Genomic DNA, 13,608 nt, shown 5'->3' on the forward strand with positions numbered 1-13,608 from the left:
GGTCGACTGCGTGGGCGCTAGTATTCGTCCGCCCTCATGATCGTGATGATCCGCTCTGTCACTGAGGGATCGGCCGGGTTCGGCGAATGGAATTTGAGGGACTTGTCGTAGTAGTCGATTTTGAATAATACCGCGGTGCCCTCGAAATCGAAGACTCCGGCATCGTGTTCCTCCTGCGGATCGTTGGCATGGTGGAAGTCGTCGTATAGGGCGACGGTGCGGACCAAGCGCTCGACCGCGTCCTGTCCCAGTTCGGCGATGCCTGTTGTGATGACGGCTCCCCCGCCGAGAAGGTGCTTCCTCAGCTCATCGTTGAGCATTCGTATCCGGTCCGTGTGAAGGGACATGAGTGATCTCCAAAATATATGTTGGTTGATGGGCCTGGGCTCGCGTTCACTCAGCACCAGGCACGGTCAGGTAGTTGGAGCCCGGGCCGTGGTCCGGGCTTGGTGCTAACCGGGCAAGTTATTCTGGACCAGGGTTTACAAGCCCCACTTGGGCGATGTGCCGGACGTAGGTGCCTTTGTCCGGATAGTCGCGAAGCTGAAGGGTCAAGACCTGGTCCTCCCGCTTGGTCACCACGCAAGGCCACCACCCAAAGCCGGGGTCATCGTCCTCGACGAGCACTAGCTGGCCGACGGCGATGCTCTCCCACGTTCGCGGGAGGCCAGCCGCAACAACTGCGCTTGCCTTTGCCTTTTCAGGGGACGGTGCTGGGGCGGGCTGTTGAACCTTGCTTCCGTCGCCGGGCATAACCAGCGCGGCTTTGAGCTTGCCGAGGAGGTCCCGCCGGATCGGTGGCACGAACGCCTTGCCGCTGGCGTATAGTCTCCCCACGGGCAGCTTCATGCCGATCTCGGTGACTGCTGACGAGGCCGGGTGCACCGACGTCAGCTTCATCAGCGCCGCAGCGCTAGCGACTTTCTCGTTGAACTCCGGAAACCGAGCGCCCCGTGGCTTTCCTTCTTCATCAAGACCGAAGACAAAGAGCTTGTCTGGTGTGCTGGCCGCTTTCTTCTCTGGCTGCTTTCCCATGTTTCTCCTCCTCAAAAGCATACGGGGCCCGAAAAGGCCCCGCTGTATGCAGTTCTAGCGATTTTGTGGCTTGGCCACCGTAGCGGGCCAGGCGCCCGCCGAGGTAAATCAATCACGGAAGTCTCTCCACTATAAATTGCAAAGTCGTTGCTAGACCTTGCAGAACGAGTATATGCGAACCGTGGTGTTGTCTCAAGCGAAATCGCGCCAGAAATAGTTTCTAAGTAGCTGTTTTCGCGTCGATTTTCACGGTTTTAATGGTATTCGACTGCACCTTTGGTGCAGGTGGCAGTAGCCGATTTGGCAGGCTTGCCGGTCGTCAATTTTGTTGCCGTTACACCTATTCAGGCCGTCGGCTGAGCAAAACCGCCAGATTGCGTTCTGAATAAATCGTGCAAATGATTTCGGAAAAGCAGGATTTAGGGAGCTAGCGTCAATACGACGCGCAACGGCCCTTATGATTTCAGCACAACCCCCCGGGCGATAGCACCCAGCGCCGTATGCGTGAGGTCTGCCAGACTCCTGTAAAATGCCCGTGCGGTGGAAGTGGTTGTGAACGAGCGTATCCACTGCGATCATGGTTTTACCAGATTCAAACCAGAGCGGCCGATGTTCACGCGCGCCGATCAGCAGCGTCGAAAGGGACATCATGAGTATCTTGTCGGAGATCCCGTAGACGTTTCGGAGTGGACCAATCAAGGCTTCCTGCCGCGCCGCCTCTAATTCGGCCGTGGTCGCACCTTTCGCGCTTTCCAATTGCTGGTCTATCCAACCAACGAGGTCGCCGTCGGCGAGGTCGCGGACAAACAAGAAAAGAGAATGTGCGGTCTGGTTCAATTTCCCGTTGCGGAGTCGCGGCTTAGGCAAGGGGCAAGCATCTATGTGATCAGGCTCCGCGCACGTGAAGCTTGTCTTCTCGTAACGACAACCCTCGAAATGCCAATAGCTGCGCAGCTTGGGGCAACAGGGTGCATTCTTCTCGCTTGCTGCAATCGCGGACCAGGACGCGGTACCATGCTTACGGATGTAGGCGCGCGCGACGCTGTCCGAGATGCCTTGGAAGCTAAACGTCGAGACGAGCCAATCAAAAATCGGCGGCGTGTCGGCGAGGGCGACAGCTCGATCTAGACCTGCGTGCCGAACCTCGTCGTCGATCTCGTCAAGGAACGACATCGAGCCGGCGACCGCGCAAACGGTCCGGATCAAGTTCTCAGCCCGGCCCAGCTGATCGGAGGTTCTCGTTGCGACCGACCTCTTGCCGGTAGCTTCCTTCGCCGAGCGCCGGCTCGGAACGCTGGTTGCTAGATGAGAGATACTAGCCTCCGTTGAGCGTCACTATCGCCATCAATGTAGCGCTGTGTGGTTTGAATTGACCGGTGGCCAGCCAGCAGTTGGACGTCCCGCAGCGAGCCGCCCGCCTTGTGAACTGCTCGCGCCGCTCTCGTAATGAAGGTTCTACGTCCCGAGTGCGACGAGCATCCTTCGAACCCAAGTTCTTCATAAGCGCGGCTGAACCAGACAACGATGCTCATCGGTGTCATTGCGCCGCCGCGCTCGGATCCAATGAGGGGGCCTAGCCCCCTAGACAGCTGCCGCGCCTCAACGAGAGTCTGTCGAAGCTCAGGATGAATTGGAATTGACCGCCCGCTGCGCTTCTTGGCGATCTCGTCGCGAACCTCAAGCGTGCTGCCGACCTCGCCGCTTGGGTCGAGCAGCATCGGCCACGTCAATTTGGCGATCTCGGCGGCGCGAAGACCTGCCTTGACCGAGAGTAAGACGATGAGACGGTTGCGAAGCGGGTGGCGAGAGCGCGCGGCGAAAAACAACAGATCGTCGATATGGTCAGCCGAAAGAATCTTGGCTTGTTTGCCAGGCATTTCACTCAACCAGCTTCTTCTGAGAACAAATATAGAACATTTGGCTGAGCACGCAACAGAAACTTTGCATCGATACGCGCCTGACGCTGCGTGCGACCCGCCAGATCGTGGACGTCGACGTGCGCTGATGCCTGCTTGCTCTGAGGCTTGCTCAGCAGCCGGCTTGTTGCGTTGCCTTGCGAGTGTCGAAACCAGACTCGTCCAGGTCTCGCACCCGCATTCATGGTTGGTTGGGCGGCGTCACTGAACTCGTGGTCGAAAGGTGTCGCACGTTGGGCTGGTTTCCTTCACCGGCCTATCAAGCTTCGCGAGAAAACGAACCTGTAAAGGGTCGGCAGTCAAATATCTCACGAAGGAAAAATCATGACTCTCGACCATCTGAAACATATGAACAAAATGCAGCGCGCTGCTGTTGTGCATGGATACAAGTCTGCCCCCGCAAAGCCCGGTCGGCCGCTACTGATCATCGCTGGGGCAGGCACTGGAAAAACGGAGACATTGTCGAACCGGGTGGTTCATTTTCTGGCAAGCGGAGTGAGCCCCGACAACATCTTGTTGCTCACGTTCACGCGGAAGGCGGCGCAGGAAATGACCCGCCGCGCGATTGCCACGGCTGGTCGTGTCCTAGGCACGAATGTCGGCGAGATCCCGTACTCAGGCACATTCCACGCTGTCGGCGCGCGGCTCGTCCGAGAATTTGCCGAGCAACTCGGCTTGTCCCCCAATTTCACGATCAAGGACCGAGGCGATAGCGCCGACCTGCTCGACATGATTAGGCACAAGCTTGGCTTCTCGACCCTGGACGTGAATTTTCCAGACAAGAACCAATGTCTCGAAATCTATTCGTACAAAATCAATGCCTGCATAACTCTGAAGGAGGTCCTGAGGACGAAGTATCCGACGAGCAAGAAGTGGACCAGCCAGCTTCGGCAACTTTTCGCTGAGTACCGAGCAGCAAAGCGCAAGCAGAACGTCTTCGATTACGACGACCTGCTGGTTTACTGGGTGAAGATGCTGAACCAGCCCGACATAGCCGACCAGTTACGAGCTCGGTTCAGCCACGTGCTGGTGGACGAATACCAAGACACCAACCGCCTTCAGGCCAAGATCCTCTTCGGCCTCAAACCTGATGGCCGAGGCGTCACCGTTGTCGGCGACGATGCCCAAGCGATCTATTCGTTCAGGGCGGCCACAGTCGAGAACATTCTAGATTTTCCGCAGGTGCTGCCGAAGGTCCGGGTTATCAACCTCGAACAGAACTACCGTTCGACAAACCAAATCCTCAAGGCGTGCAATGCGGTCATCAACCTTTCGACGCGTGCATATGCCAAAAACCTATGGTCCGACCGGCCGAATTTAGGCAAGCCAAGGCTCGCCGTTGTCGAGAATGACACGGCACAAGCCATTTATATCGCCAACCAGATTCTTTGTGCAAAGGAGCAGGGCATTCCATTTCGTGCCCAAGCTGTCCTGATGCGCTCGTCTCACCACAGCCAGAAGCTCGAAATCGAGCTGACGAAGCGCAACATACCGTTCGAAAAGTGGGGTGGCGTCAAGTTTCTCGAAGCCGCCCACATCAAGGATGTGCTCAGTTTGTTACGTTGGCTGGAAAATCCGCGTGATGAGGTGGCCGCTATGAGAGCCTTGAAGCTGCTGCCGGGCATCGGGCCGGGCGCGGCCATGCAGGTGATGGAGCGGCTGGAAGGTCGGATGGGGCGGCTGGTGCTCAAAGATGCCGACCGGCCTCGTAGTTGCGGGGATCATTGGGGGCAGTTTGTTCGGTTGATAAAGCGTCTGCAGAAACGGCCCTGGAAGGCCAGCCTGCCGGAGGTGGTGAAATGGTATTTGCCGCTGATGAAGCACGACAATCCCGAGCTTCGTGCGGCAGACCTTGGCCAGCTCTGCATTGTCGCGAGCAGCTATAGCTCGCGTGAGCAGTTTCTTGTGGAGGTCACCCTCGAGCCGCCAGAAGGCACAGTCGGCCCCAACAAGCCGGGCCGGTCGGATGATGATTGTCTGGTCCTCTCGACGATTCACTCTGCCAAAGGTCAAGAATGGGACCACGTTTACCTCTTGAACGCGGTGGATGGTTGCATCCCATCGTCGAGGGCCAAGACGCCAGCAGAGGTCGAAGAAGAGCGGCGTCTCCTATATGTCGCGATGAGCAGGGCAAAAAACCGCCTGTCGTTGATGGTGCCGCAACGCGTATTTTCGTGGCGGCAGAACTCTAGCGTCGTCGATCTGTTCACGCGGCGTAGCCAATTCATTCCGCGATCGGCAGAGAAGCTGTTCGTCGTCCGTGCGGCTTCTGGCAGACCACAGACCAGACAAGCATCGTGATCTGAATCGAGCTGGAGCGACTGGCGTGCCGCGGCCGGAGTCCGCGGGACGCTGGATCGGCTTTGGCTGCACTGTCGCCGACGGACACATTTGGCGGCTCAAAAAATCAAACTTGTAAATGATGCCGTGATGGCAATTTGCGCATCACAGTAATGTATAAGGAGAGAGAGCAATGTCGAGAAAAGCGAGACTGACGGATCGAAGGATTATAGCGAGATTCCCGACCAAAGGAGACGAAATGACATCCGACGACGACGACAAAGATTTTTGGCTGGAAAACGCCGTCGCCGCCGACAGTGTCGGAAAGAGCGAAGTCGAATTGCGGGCCCAGCGCGCCTACGCCCTAGAGGGGCTCGTGACGGCCCTCGCCGTCGATGTTGCCAAAGAACTGACGGTGCTGAGCGCGATGGATATCGAAACTATCGACCCCGAACGGCATGTCGAGACGATGACCGCGCTGCTCGAGGCGGATGAATTCGTCACTCTCTTGTTGCTCGCGATTGACGAGATCAGCCGGCAAGTCGCTAAAACTCGGAACACTCGACGGCAGTCCGGGATAGGACGCCGCAAGGGAACGACAAAAGACAGGAAAACGTCGCTCCATTAGAGACTGGCAAAGAGGAAAGTGTCTCGGCGCCCGACTTGGCGTCGAGATTTTTAGCTCAAAAATAGATTAAACTGCTCTTCAGGGCAGTCCAATGATCAGTCTAAAATCTGATCTCATCCGATGCTTCGCTGAATTCGCTGCATCGGGCGATCGCCTGAAGGTAACAGTGTTAAATTGAATGGCAAAGGGAGCGCGCTATGAACAAGCTGCGTAAGCCCGATAGCGACTTCACCCAAATCCCGAACGCGCTGCTGCGCGATAAAGATATCAGCCTCAAGGCGAAGGGCGTTTATTGCCTGCTCTTCTCGAAGCCGGATGATTGCGTGTAATCGGCAGCAACGTGCTGCAGCGCGATAGGCTGTTGAGGGGGCTTATCGCCTCCTGACCGCGCTGGTTGCTGCAGCTGACGACTTCGCGTATGCCCGCCCGTCGGGGGCGAAGCGTCTGAAGCATGAATTTTCCCAAACTCACCTGCAAGATGTCTCCGGTTATTAATGACCTGGAGGACGTTCCGTCCGACCTCGACGTCAATTATGAGGACGGATGCTGGTACATCCGGGTTCCCATTGCTCTGAGCGAGGATGGCCGTTGGCTGACGTCGGTTGATGTCGGGTACCGGGAAAGTGATGAGGAAAGCCCGTGTGACGGTATCGCACCGGTTTATTTCCTGAGCTTCGGGTACGAAATCCACTTGTTCGATCAACAGGATGGCGTCTCGTACTCTACTATGAATCCTCTGGAATCACGCTGTGCGGTCCCGCCGGAGATGCGACAGCTGGTGGTTGATATATCCTGCGCATGCTATCTGAAGCTTATTGAAGACTGCGATCCAAGCTACATATTTAGGAGTACCTGGCTGGGCAAACCGGGCGAAAGTGCGCTGAAAAAGCACGTCCAGGCCACCGAAACCCTCTGCAAAACGGGCTATACCGTGATAAAAGAGGGAACGGATCAATACGGTTGCAAGTTTTGGTTGCTAGGGAAGAGCGACGAAGATCACTCGCATTTGGAGCGGGTTGAGGGTAATGAAGCGCTAGGAGCTGCTTATGAGCCTTCGTAACCATTTCGATATCGCCCTCAAGAAGGGCGAGCAGAAGCCAGAAGATCGCGCGCGCGCCCTCGGTGTAACCGTCAAGAAGGGCGCCGACGCAGCACGCCATCTGAAGCAGGCACAGGATTCGCTGGACAAAATCCGGGCGAAGCAGGCTGAGCGTCAGAAGCAGTCGGAGCTTCCGAAGAAGCTTGCGCACGCGTAGTCGCCTATTCATCTGAAAACCTGAGACCTTAAGGCCGCCGATCTGGCGGCCTTTTTCGTGGCTCCTTGACTTTGAGTTCTTGTTTCGTTCTACTGGGCAAAATCCCAGGTTGGACCATGCCCACACTCGAACATCTCCGTTCTGAGATCGAGCGCATGCGCGTGCAGATTGGCCGCCAGCGCAAAGAAATCATTCAGCTCCAGCGGGCCGGGATCGGTACGGCCTCGGCTGAAGCGCTACTCGTGCGGATGCAGGTGAAAGTGGACGATCTCTGTGCGCAGCGAGACGAGATGAAGAAGGCTACCCCGCCGGAGAACCGTAAGCGCGTCCTGGGCGGCCGAAAGTGGTAGATGAACAACCTTCGGCGGTTTCCGGCGCCCTGGACAATGGAAGAGGACAAGCACGGCTTCAGCGTGAGGGACGCCAGCGGCTTCCACATCTGCGGCGTGCCTCACCGGGAAGATCTCCACCAAAGCGGATACCAGTACGCCAGCAACTTTCTGTCCCGCGGAGAGGCGAGACGAATTGCTAAGGCGATATGCCGGCTACCCGAGCTGCTAAAGCGGCCGCAGTATTGAGCTGCCGCAACCTCCCGGCGATAATGGCCTGGGGGGAGCACCATGGAGTCGTTTCTGATCGTCCTGGTGATCGCTGGCGGGTGGTACCTGTGGCAGCGGTCAAAGAACGTCGAGCGTTCAAAAGTCGCCAATGAGCGACTGTCGAAGGACAACCGCCTTCACGATCACATCAAAGCGGGAATGCGCGAATACCACTGGCGCGAGCGGAACCAGCCTCTTTGGCGGGCCATGCACGGCGAGATGGTGTTCGAGACCGCGAATCTCCAGGCCTTCCACCTCGACCATTTCGTTGAGACCCGCGTGGGGTTCTATTTCAAGGACCTTGACGAATACGGGATGTACAGCTTCTTCGCCGGCAACGGTGACGATTTCATCGAGAGCTATTACCGGACCGATAGCACCTTCCAGAAGGAAGGGATGCTGCTGCACGACGAGGACTGACGATGGAATGGGGATACATCCTGATTTTCGCCATGGGGGCGCTTGCTGGCTACGGGTATCGTCTTAAGGCAAGCCTGCGCCGCAGGACACCTCCGTGTCATCGCGGGCATCGGCTATCGACCGCAGCAATCTCATCCACGCATATGCTCGCGAGCTGTCCAACTACCTCATCGAGTTAAACCCGGATCGCTATTGCAGCATCTATAGCCGGGCGCTGGCAGAGCAGGAAAAGCTGTTTGCCGCGGACGCAAAGCTGCGAGAGGCCCAACTCCTCAACCTCACCGAGCGATACCCCGTGTACGAGAACTTCGACTTCATCGGAACGCGCCCTTATGTTTTGTATCGGGAGACCCTGGAACGCTATAGCGAGGACGATCTTGAGGAGCACTTCTTCAACCTGGTGAGATTCCACTCGCTGCAGCGTGCGGCGTCAGAGGAATGGCGCATGCAGATGCCGATGCTCAGCAAGAAAGAGGAAGACCATCTCTACGGCTACGTGCTGAAGGTGAAGGACGCAAAGTTCAAAGAGCGGATGAAGCAGGCGGTGAGGGAGTTCAACGCCTCACGGGGCGGTAAGTTGACCGACTTTCAGCTAGCTGACGGCAGCCAGCTCTACGAGTCGGCAGAGATCGCGGTCTACAAGCTTTACGACATCGCGGAATCGGTGGAAGGGTTTTGGTTCAAAGACACTAACGAGTACGGGATTCACTCAATGTTTTACGGGGACGATAAATCCTACGAGAGCTTCTACCGGAGCGATCGGACCTTCGAGAAGCGGGAAGTCCTGCACACGCTTTGATGGCGGAGACGGGATTCTCTCGTCGGCTCACCATTCATCCATGCAAACAGCCCGCGACGGTCAACGAAGCAAAACACAAGGGCGTCGTCAAATATTTGGAGGCGAAGCAGGAGAAGGATCGCGGCGAGCGTCATGGACGCATTGCGTCGGGCGATTCTGGCAAGCAAACCTACGAAAACATCTGCAGGTCGTAAACGCCCAGCAAACAGGTTCAACGCCCGCAACGGTGAACATCACCCAAAACCAACCAAGAAGGAAACCAACCCTATGAAGTCCAACGCCACAAGTTGGTACGTCGTCAACGTAACGGAGAAAGGCAAGTCAGCCTTCCGAGTGGTGCGTCTGCGCATCGTCGGGGCCTCGCTCGCATCCTCAATGGCGGCGCCAAGACCGTCCTCGAATATAAAGGCGACGGCGGCAAGAAGAAGTTGAAGGGTCAGTTCACGGAGATCGGCGGTCCGTTCACCAGCCAGACCAAGGCTCGCGCCTGCAAGTACGTGTTGCAAGGGAAGATGCGCGCGGCCTAGACCATGCGCGCTACCTGACGAGGCGCGCGAAGTGGTTCACGGCGTTCGGGATCGATCTGCTTCTCGTCCAGCGGGTCCGCAGGGACACCACAGGCGAGAAGCGCTTCCTGGATGCCAAACACGCGGAGCTGCATCACGAGTGTTCGAGCTGCCGGGACCAATCGGGCAGGCGAGGGAGGCAGTTCTTCCTCGCCAGCTCATAAATGATTCCGTGCGGTTGACGCGGGCTCGGATAGGAATTCCGCGTTTTCGGACGACTTCTCCAAGATTTGGACGAGGAAATTGGTAGCTTACGCCAGCCTACGGCTGGATAGGTCGTAAGTCGTTGAATCCACGTTGTAAAAGCGCGCTTTCCGGCGCGCTTCGTTACTGGTGCGTTGCGGTTTGATGAAATAACCATTGGTGTTGAATGAAGTGTCAAAGAGGTTTTTCCAGACTGCAAACCCTGTGGGGTTAGTCGTGGTGCGTTGTTAGCGGTTGACGGCCGGGGAATGGTCGTACGGTACGTGCCGGGAATATCCCGGAGGCTCACTTTCGGAGACGGGCATGGCTAAAGCCACGCAAAAGCGAGAACCGAACCTGGCAAGGTTCGCGGTCGGGATGGGTGGAATCCTGTCCCAATCCGAGACCGTCGTTAGAGCCTTTGGCCGGGAGCGGGGGTTTGTTCTCATGTTGTTGGCCGTCCTGGCCGGCCTGCTTGTCCCCCTCGGCACGGTCCTGTTGATAGCCCATGGGATAGCCCGACATATCGGTTGAGTAGGGGGGATAGCGGCGTTGTGGACCTCCCTGTCTCAACCAGTTTTGATAGATTGGTCGAAGTGATTTGCCGCAGCTCAGGGTCAGCTCATGAAACCTCGGGAAGTGCGTTTACGGGACTTCCTCAGACAGTCCAATCTGGCGGAACCTAAGACTCCGCCTTGGGTACACAGCGCGCCGTCCAGCAAGCTGATCAAGATCATTGAGGACGAAAAGCTGCTCGCACTGCGGTGCAACGTCTTCAAGAAGGAAAAACTTTGCTACCTTTTTGTTGGCCGCGCTGCATACAAGGGCAAGGACTCGCTCAACCCTCAGCCCTGGCAACTCCCGTCTGTGTTCGTCATGAGGTTTGCCACACCGCCACCCATCAAGCGGCTGTACCCGTTCGATACGGGGGCCTTCGACGGCAATCGGATGCCGGCTTATCTCACCGCATTCGAGATGGAGAATTTTGAGCTCGGGTCCGATCAGGCGCAGATCGGGCGCCTTATCTCCCTCTACTTTGATACGCCAAGGCGATACGTCGACCGCAAATCATTGGACGAAGAGAAGATCAAGGATGAGCATCTGCTCACTATGAGCCATGCTGAGATCCTGGCGCTAGGGAAGTTATATCGGGAAGGTTCGACCAAGAATTACGACGATCGGGCTGCGGCCATTGAGGTTCAGATCGGTGAAGATATCCCGCTGAGGAAAGAAGACCTTCTGGGGGTCGTCATTCCTGAAGAGTACGCGCGCACTGAAGGCGTGCGGGAGTCGCTGCTGAAGTTCACGAAGTATATCGAGACCTACAGGCTGCTGCCGTTGAGCCTCAATCAGCACTACTCGACCATCTACGAGTGCGTTGAGCGGATTTATAACCGAGCCGGAGTGCAGATTTGATCCCTGACGCTTTGAGGGTCACGGCTGCTCTACGGTTTTCACCGGCCGACTCCATTGGAGTGCCCATCTTCGAGTCCGGCAACTCGATGTATCTCCCGGAGATGGATGCCGATTACAATATCAGCGCCTTCCTTCAGTTCGAGAACGAGGACCACTACGATCTAACGCAGGATGTGCCGGAGGATTATCGCGAAAGGCTGTTTCGTGTTGGTGATCCGGCACCGATTATCTTCTGGTTCAAGCGAGCCTCCCATATCATTGAAGGTGACGCAGAGAAGGCCCGGCTGCAAACGTTGTTCGGCCTTGAGGCAAAAACGCATCCCGTCTTGCGTGACCTCGGCGAGATGCTTGACGATGCACGCACGGGCAAGATCAAAGCTCAGCAACAGGAGTGGTTCGCCCAGGAGGTCGAGGCTTCGTACAATGACGTGTTCTTGGAGGAGCCGAGCAGGACCCGGTACTGGGTTTCTAGATATCGGGTGGCGCTGGAAAATGCGAGGAAGCTGACGCAACCGCCGCACCCGATCGACGTTCGCTTGCGGCGAGCTTCTTCGAGATGGATGGAGATGTTCGCGACGAAGGCCGAGTTCTCCATGTTGACGTCCATCCTCGGGGAGGCATCGCAAGGGATCTACTCCCTTGGCCAGATCACCGACATCATGTTTGCGTACATGAGCCACCGAATAGCGGCCGTCAGCAGCTCTGAGATCACGCGCTGGCTTGAAGACGGTACCGTTAGAAGTCTCTTTGGTCGGGGCTTGTACGATATGTATCTGATCGACGGATGGCCGCATGTTCCATTTGAGTACAACAAGCCGGACTTCCTTGGCATTCTCAAGGAAAAGTTGATCCAGGGCAGAGAGCGCGAGACGTGGAAGGTCGCCCGTCTCGTGTCTGAACTCGTCCTCGGCGGCAAGGATTCTCCAAGGGAGATCGACGACCTCGCCATGGTTTACATCAAGGAGGTCCTGAACGACTACAACACGGCCTTATACCAGGCGAACAACAACTTCGGGCGTAACCCCACTTACAATGATGAGCTGCCGCTCGACGTTGCTAAGACTATTGTGGCCCGCCACGAGCAGGCCACTGACCTGAGCTGCATCATGCACGGCGACGATCGCATCAGAGGGATTGTTCAACGGAACAGGTTCGGCCTCGACGAAGAGCGGGCGCAAATGTATCGGGACTATATCGCCAACTTCCGAGAGTATTAGGTGGCTTCAGGCGGCTGCCCCGCGCTCCCGCGCGGCCTGACCCGTCTCTTCTCATCCTGTTCCTTGTCGGTATAGAGCATGGTAGCCAGCGCGGCTTCGATATCCTGCTGGAATCGCCCGAATTCATACCTCTCCCGAAAGTATGCCTCGTACCGCAGGACAACCTTTATGAGGAGGATGTCTGGGCCCTGCGTGATGGTTGCTGCTTCTAAAGCCGGCGCTGTAGCTTGATATGCTTGGTCGTTACTGGAGGGGATCTTCCACTGATAAGCTTTGGTCGCAAACGGAGTAAGTCTGCAGACTGATAAGGAAACTAACAAAATGGAGTCAGTTGTCGACTGATAAGGAAATAGCTGAAAGCTTATCAGTGTGATGGAGGAGCGGAATGGCGATGCCAGACAGGATTGAACTGAGGAAGCAATCCTGGAGTGCATTGATTTTGCTAGATTTTTCGGCCCGGCGAACTGCTTTTGTGTGGCACTCTTGAGCGGCGCCGCACATTAATGGTTACCACATCTAACGCGTGTTAGCCACGTCCGTCTGCATCAACTGGACGACCCCAAGTCGGCAAAGAGGTCACGGGACTCAGCGAAGGCCGACGCCGCGAGCAAGCTGCTGTCGGCTTCACACCGGGCCGGCCGGAGACGACCGCGCGGCCGACACGGTGCCGCGTGCGACAGGGCGCTCGGAAGGGGTGCGACCAACTCGGGATCGAAGCTCGGCCAGGTCGATAAAGAGGTCGGCTTGGCGGCGGAGATCGTCCGCGATCATCGGGGGCTGGCTGGCAATGGTAGAGACTACGGTGACGCGGACGCCACGACGCTGCAACGCCGCGACCAGGGAGCGGAAATCGCCGTCGCCCGAGAACAGCACGACCTGGTCGACGCGGCCCGCGAGCTCCATGGCATCGACCGCGAGTTCGATGTCCATATTGCCCTTGATCTTGCGTCGGCCAAAGGCATCGACGAATTCCTTGGTGGCCTTAGTGACGACGGTATAGCCGTTGTAGTCCAGCCAGTCGATCAGCGGACGGATCGACGAGTACTCCTGATCCTCGATGACCGCGGTGTAGTAGAAGGCGCGCAGCATCGTGCCGCGACCCTGGAATTCGCCGAGGAGACGCTTGTAGTCAATATCGAAGCCTAACGCCTTCGCCCTGGCGTACAGATTGGCGCCGTCGATAAAGAGCGCGATCTTGTCGGGGACGGGAGACATCCGGGGCTGCTTTAATAGGAGAGGCGGAGGCACGCGCATCCGCACAAGCTTGGGTCGATGAAATGGCTCAAACGGGGC

Annotated in this window: 16 protein-coding genes; 11 read left to right on the forward strand and 5 right to left on the reverse strand. The window is 57.0% G+C overall.

All coding sequences use genetic code 11. The features are described 5' to 3' along the window. Window positions 1-17 precede the first annotated feature (17 nt). The 4 genes from A3AS_RS0132350 to A3AS_RS0132365 form a co-directional block, all read right to left on the reverse strand. Complete coding sequence (locus A3AS_RS0132350; protein WP_020508780.1) at window positions 18-347, reverse strand: DUF3768 domain-containing protein; 330 nt, start codon at window positions 345-347, stop codon at window positions 18-20. 118 nt (window positions 348-465) lie between these two features. After that, window positions 466-1,035 carry a hypothetical protein gene (locus A3AS_RS0132355; RefSeq protein WP_157644445.1) on the reverse strand — a complete coding sequence of 190 codons (570 nt, stop codon included), beginning with the start codon at window positions 1,033-1,035 and terminating at the stop codon, window positions 466-468. 246 nt (window positions 1,036-1,281) lie between these two features. After that, window positions 1,282-2,241 (reverse strand): hypothetical protein, encoded by a 960-nt coding sequence (locus tag A3AS_RS49425; RefSeq protein WP_245283335.1) that lies wholly within the window; start codon window positions 2,239-2,241, stop codon window positions 1,282-1,284. 95 nt (window positions 2,242-2,336) lie between these two features. Continuing rightward, window positions 2,337-2,912 carry a site-specific integrase gene (locus A3AS_RS0132365; RefSeq protein WP_018321638.1) on the reverse strand — a complete coding sequence of 192 codons (576 nt, stop codon included), beginning with the start codon at window positions 2,910-2,912 and terminating at the stop codon, window positions 2,337-2,339. A gap of 363 nt (window positions 2,913-3,275) precedes the next feature. On the opposite strand from A3AS_RS0132365, the gene A3AS_RS44115 reads away from it, so the two are divergent. From A3AS_RS44115 to A3AS_RS0132440, 11 genes are all read left to right on the forward strand, one after another. After that, complete coding sequence (locus A3AS_RS44115; RefSeq protein ID WP_018321639.1) at window positions 3,276-5,252, forward strand: ATP-dependent helicase; 1,977 nt, start codon at window positions 3,276-3,278, stop codon at window positions 5,250-5,252. Window positions 5,253-5,490: 238 nt separating this feature from the next. After that, window positions 5,491-5,859, forward strand: coding sequence for a hypothetical protein (locus A3AS_RS0132375; RefSeq protein WP_018321640.1), 369 nt, complete (start codon window positions 5,491-5,493; stop codon window positions 5,857-5,859). A 197-nt stretch (window positions 5,860-6,056) separates the two neighbouring features. Continuing rightward, window positions 6,057-6,188 (forward strand): hypothetical protein, encoded by a 132-nt coding sequence (locus A3AS_RS49855; protein ID WP_018321641.1) that lies wholly within the window; start codon window positions 6,057-6,059, stop codon window positions 6,186-6,188. Between the two features lie 122 nt (window positions 6,189-6,310). Then, on the forward strand, window positions 6,311-6,919 hold the full coding sequence (locus A3AS_RS0132385) for a hypothetical protein (protein ID WP_157644446.1): 609 nt from the start codon (window positions 6,311-6,313) through the stop codon (window positions 6,917-6,919). Then, window positions 6,906-7,115, forward strand: a complete 210-nt coding sequence (locus tag A3AS_RS0132390) for a hypothetical protein (RefSeq protein ID WP_018321643.1) — start codon at window positions 6,906-6,908, stop codon at window positions 7,113-7,115. Before A3AS_RS0132385 ends, A3AS_RS0132390 begins: the two co-directional genes overlap by 14 nt. 116 nt (window positions 7,116-7,231) lie before the next feature. After that, complete coding sequence (locus A3AS_RS0132395) at window positions 7,232-7,465, forward strand: hypothetical protein (RefSeq protein WP_018321644.1); 234 nt, start codon at window positions 7,232-7,234, stop codon at window positions 7,463-7,465. A gap of 270 nt (window positions 7,466-7,735) precedes the next feature. After that, window positions 7,736-8,134, forward strand: a complete 399-nt coding sequence (locus A3AS_RS0132405; protein WP_018321646.1) for a hypothetical protein — start codon at window positions 7,736-7,738, stop codon at window positions 8,132-8,134. Window positions 8,135-8,228: 94 nt separating this feature from the next. Continuing rightward, window positions 8,229-8,933, forward strand: a complete 705-nt coding sequence (locus A3AS_RS0132410; RefSeq protein WP_018321647.1) for a hypothetical protein — start codon at window positions 8,229-8,231, stop codon at window positions 8,931-8,933. Between the two features lie 132 nt (window positions 8,934-9,065). Further along, window positions 9,066-9,365, forward strand: a complete 300-nt coding sequence (locus A3AS_RS47815; RefSeq protein ID WP_157644447.1) for a hypothetical protein — start codon at window positions 9,066-9,068, stop codon at window positions 9,363-9,365. Between the two features lie 941 nt (window positions 9,366-10,306). After that, window positions 10,307-11,098, forward strand: coding sequence for a hypothetical protein (locus tag A3AS_RS0132435; RefSeq protein ID WP_018321652.1), 792 nt, complete (start codon window positions 10,307-10,309; stop codon window positions 11,096-11,098). Between the two features lie 59 nt (window positions 11,099-11,157). Then, window positions 11,158-12,315 carry a hypothetical protein gene (locus A3AS_RS0132440; RefSeq protein WP_157644448.1) on the forward strand — a complete coding sequence of 386 codons (1,158 nt, stop codon included), beginning with the start codon at window positions 11,158-11,160 and terminating at the stop codon, window positions 12,313-12,315. Between the two features lie 624 nt (window positions 12,316-12,939). Here A3AS_RS0132440 and A3AS_RS44120 read toward each other — a convergent pair. Then, on the reverse strand, window positions 12,940-13,530 hold the full coding sequence (locus A3AS_RS44120; RefSeq protein ID WP_018321655.1) for an NYN domain-containing protein: 591 nt from the start codon (window positions 13,528-13,530) through the stop codon (window positions 12,940-12,942). Window positions 13,531-13,608 lie beyond the last annotated feature (78 nt).

Source organism: Bradyrhizobium sp. WSM2793 (genome assembly GCF_000379585.1).
Lineage (GTDB): Bacteria > Pseudomonadota > Alphaproteobacteria > Rhizobiales > Xanthobacteraceae > Bradyrhizobium.

What these genes read in the sequence shown, in the direction of transcription:
- A3AS_RS0132350 (WP_020508780.1), bottom strand. Translation starts at nt 347, where the DNA reads ATGTCCCTTCACACGGACCGGATACGAATGCTCAACGATGAGCTGAGG.
- A3AS_RS0132355 (WP_157644445.1), bottom strand. Translation starts at nt 1,035, where the DNA reads ATGGGAAAGCAGCCAGAGAAGAAAGCGGCCAGCACACCAGACAAGCTC.
- A3AS_RS0132365 (WP_018321638.1), bottom strand. Translation starts at nt 2,912, where the DNA reads ATGCCTGGCAAACAAGCCAAGATTCTTTCGGCTGACCATATCGACGAT.
- A3AS_RS44115 (WP_018321639.1), top strand. Translation starts at nt 3,276, where the DNA reads ATGACTCTCGACCATCTGAAACATATGAACAAAATGCAGCGCGCTGCT.
- A3AS_RS0132375 (WP_018321640.1), top strand. Translation starts at nt 5,491, where the DNA reads ATGACATCCGACGACGACGACAAAGATTTTTGGCTGGAAAACGCCGTC.
- A3AS_RS49855 (WP_018321641.1), top strand. Translation starts at nt 6,057, where the DNA reads ATGAACAAGCTGCGTAAGCCCGATAGCGACTTCACCCAAATCCCGAAC.
- A3AS_RS0132385 (WP_157644446.1), top strand. Translation starts at nt 6,311, where the DNA reads ATGAATTTTCCCAAACTCACCTGCAAGATGTCTCCGGTTATTAATGAC.
- A3AS_RS0132390 (WP_018321643.1), top strand. Translation starts at nt 6,906, where the DNA reads ATGAGCCTTCGTAACCATTTCGATATCGCCCTCAAGAAGGGCGAGCAG.
- A3AS_RS0132395 (WP_018321644.1), top strand. Translation starts at nt 7,232, where the DNA reads ATGCCCACACTCGAACATCTCCGTTCTGAGATCGAGCGCATGCGCGTG.
- A3AS_RS0132405 (WP_018321646.1), top strand. Translation starts at nt 7,736, where the DNA reads ATGGAGTCGTTTCTGATCGTCCTGGTGATCGCTGGCGGGTGGTACCTG.
- A3AS_RS47815 (WP_157644447.1), top strand. Translation starts at nt 9,066, where the DNA reads ATGGACGCATTGCGTCGGGCGATTCTGGCAAGCAAACCTACGAAAACA.
- A3AS_RS0132435 (WP_018321652.1), top strand. Translation starts at nt 10,307, where the DNA reads ATGAAACCTCGGGAAGTGCGTTTACGGGACTTCCTCAGACAGTCCAAT.
- A3AS_RS44120 (WP_018321655.1), bottom strand. Translation starts at nt 13,530, where the DNA reads ATGTCTCCCGTCCCCGACAAGATCGCGCTCTTTATCGACGGCGCCAAT.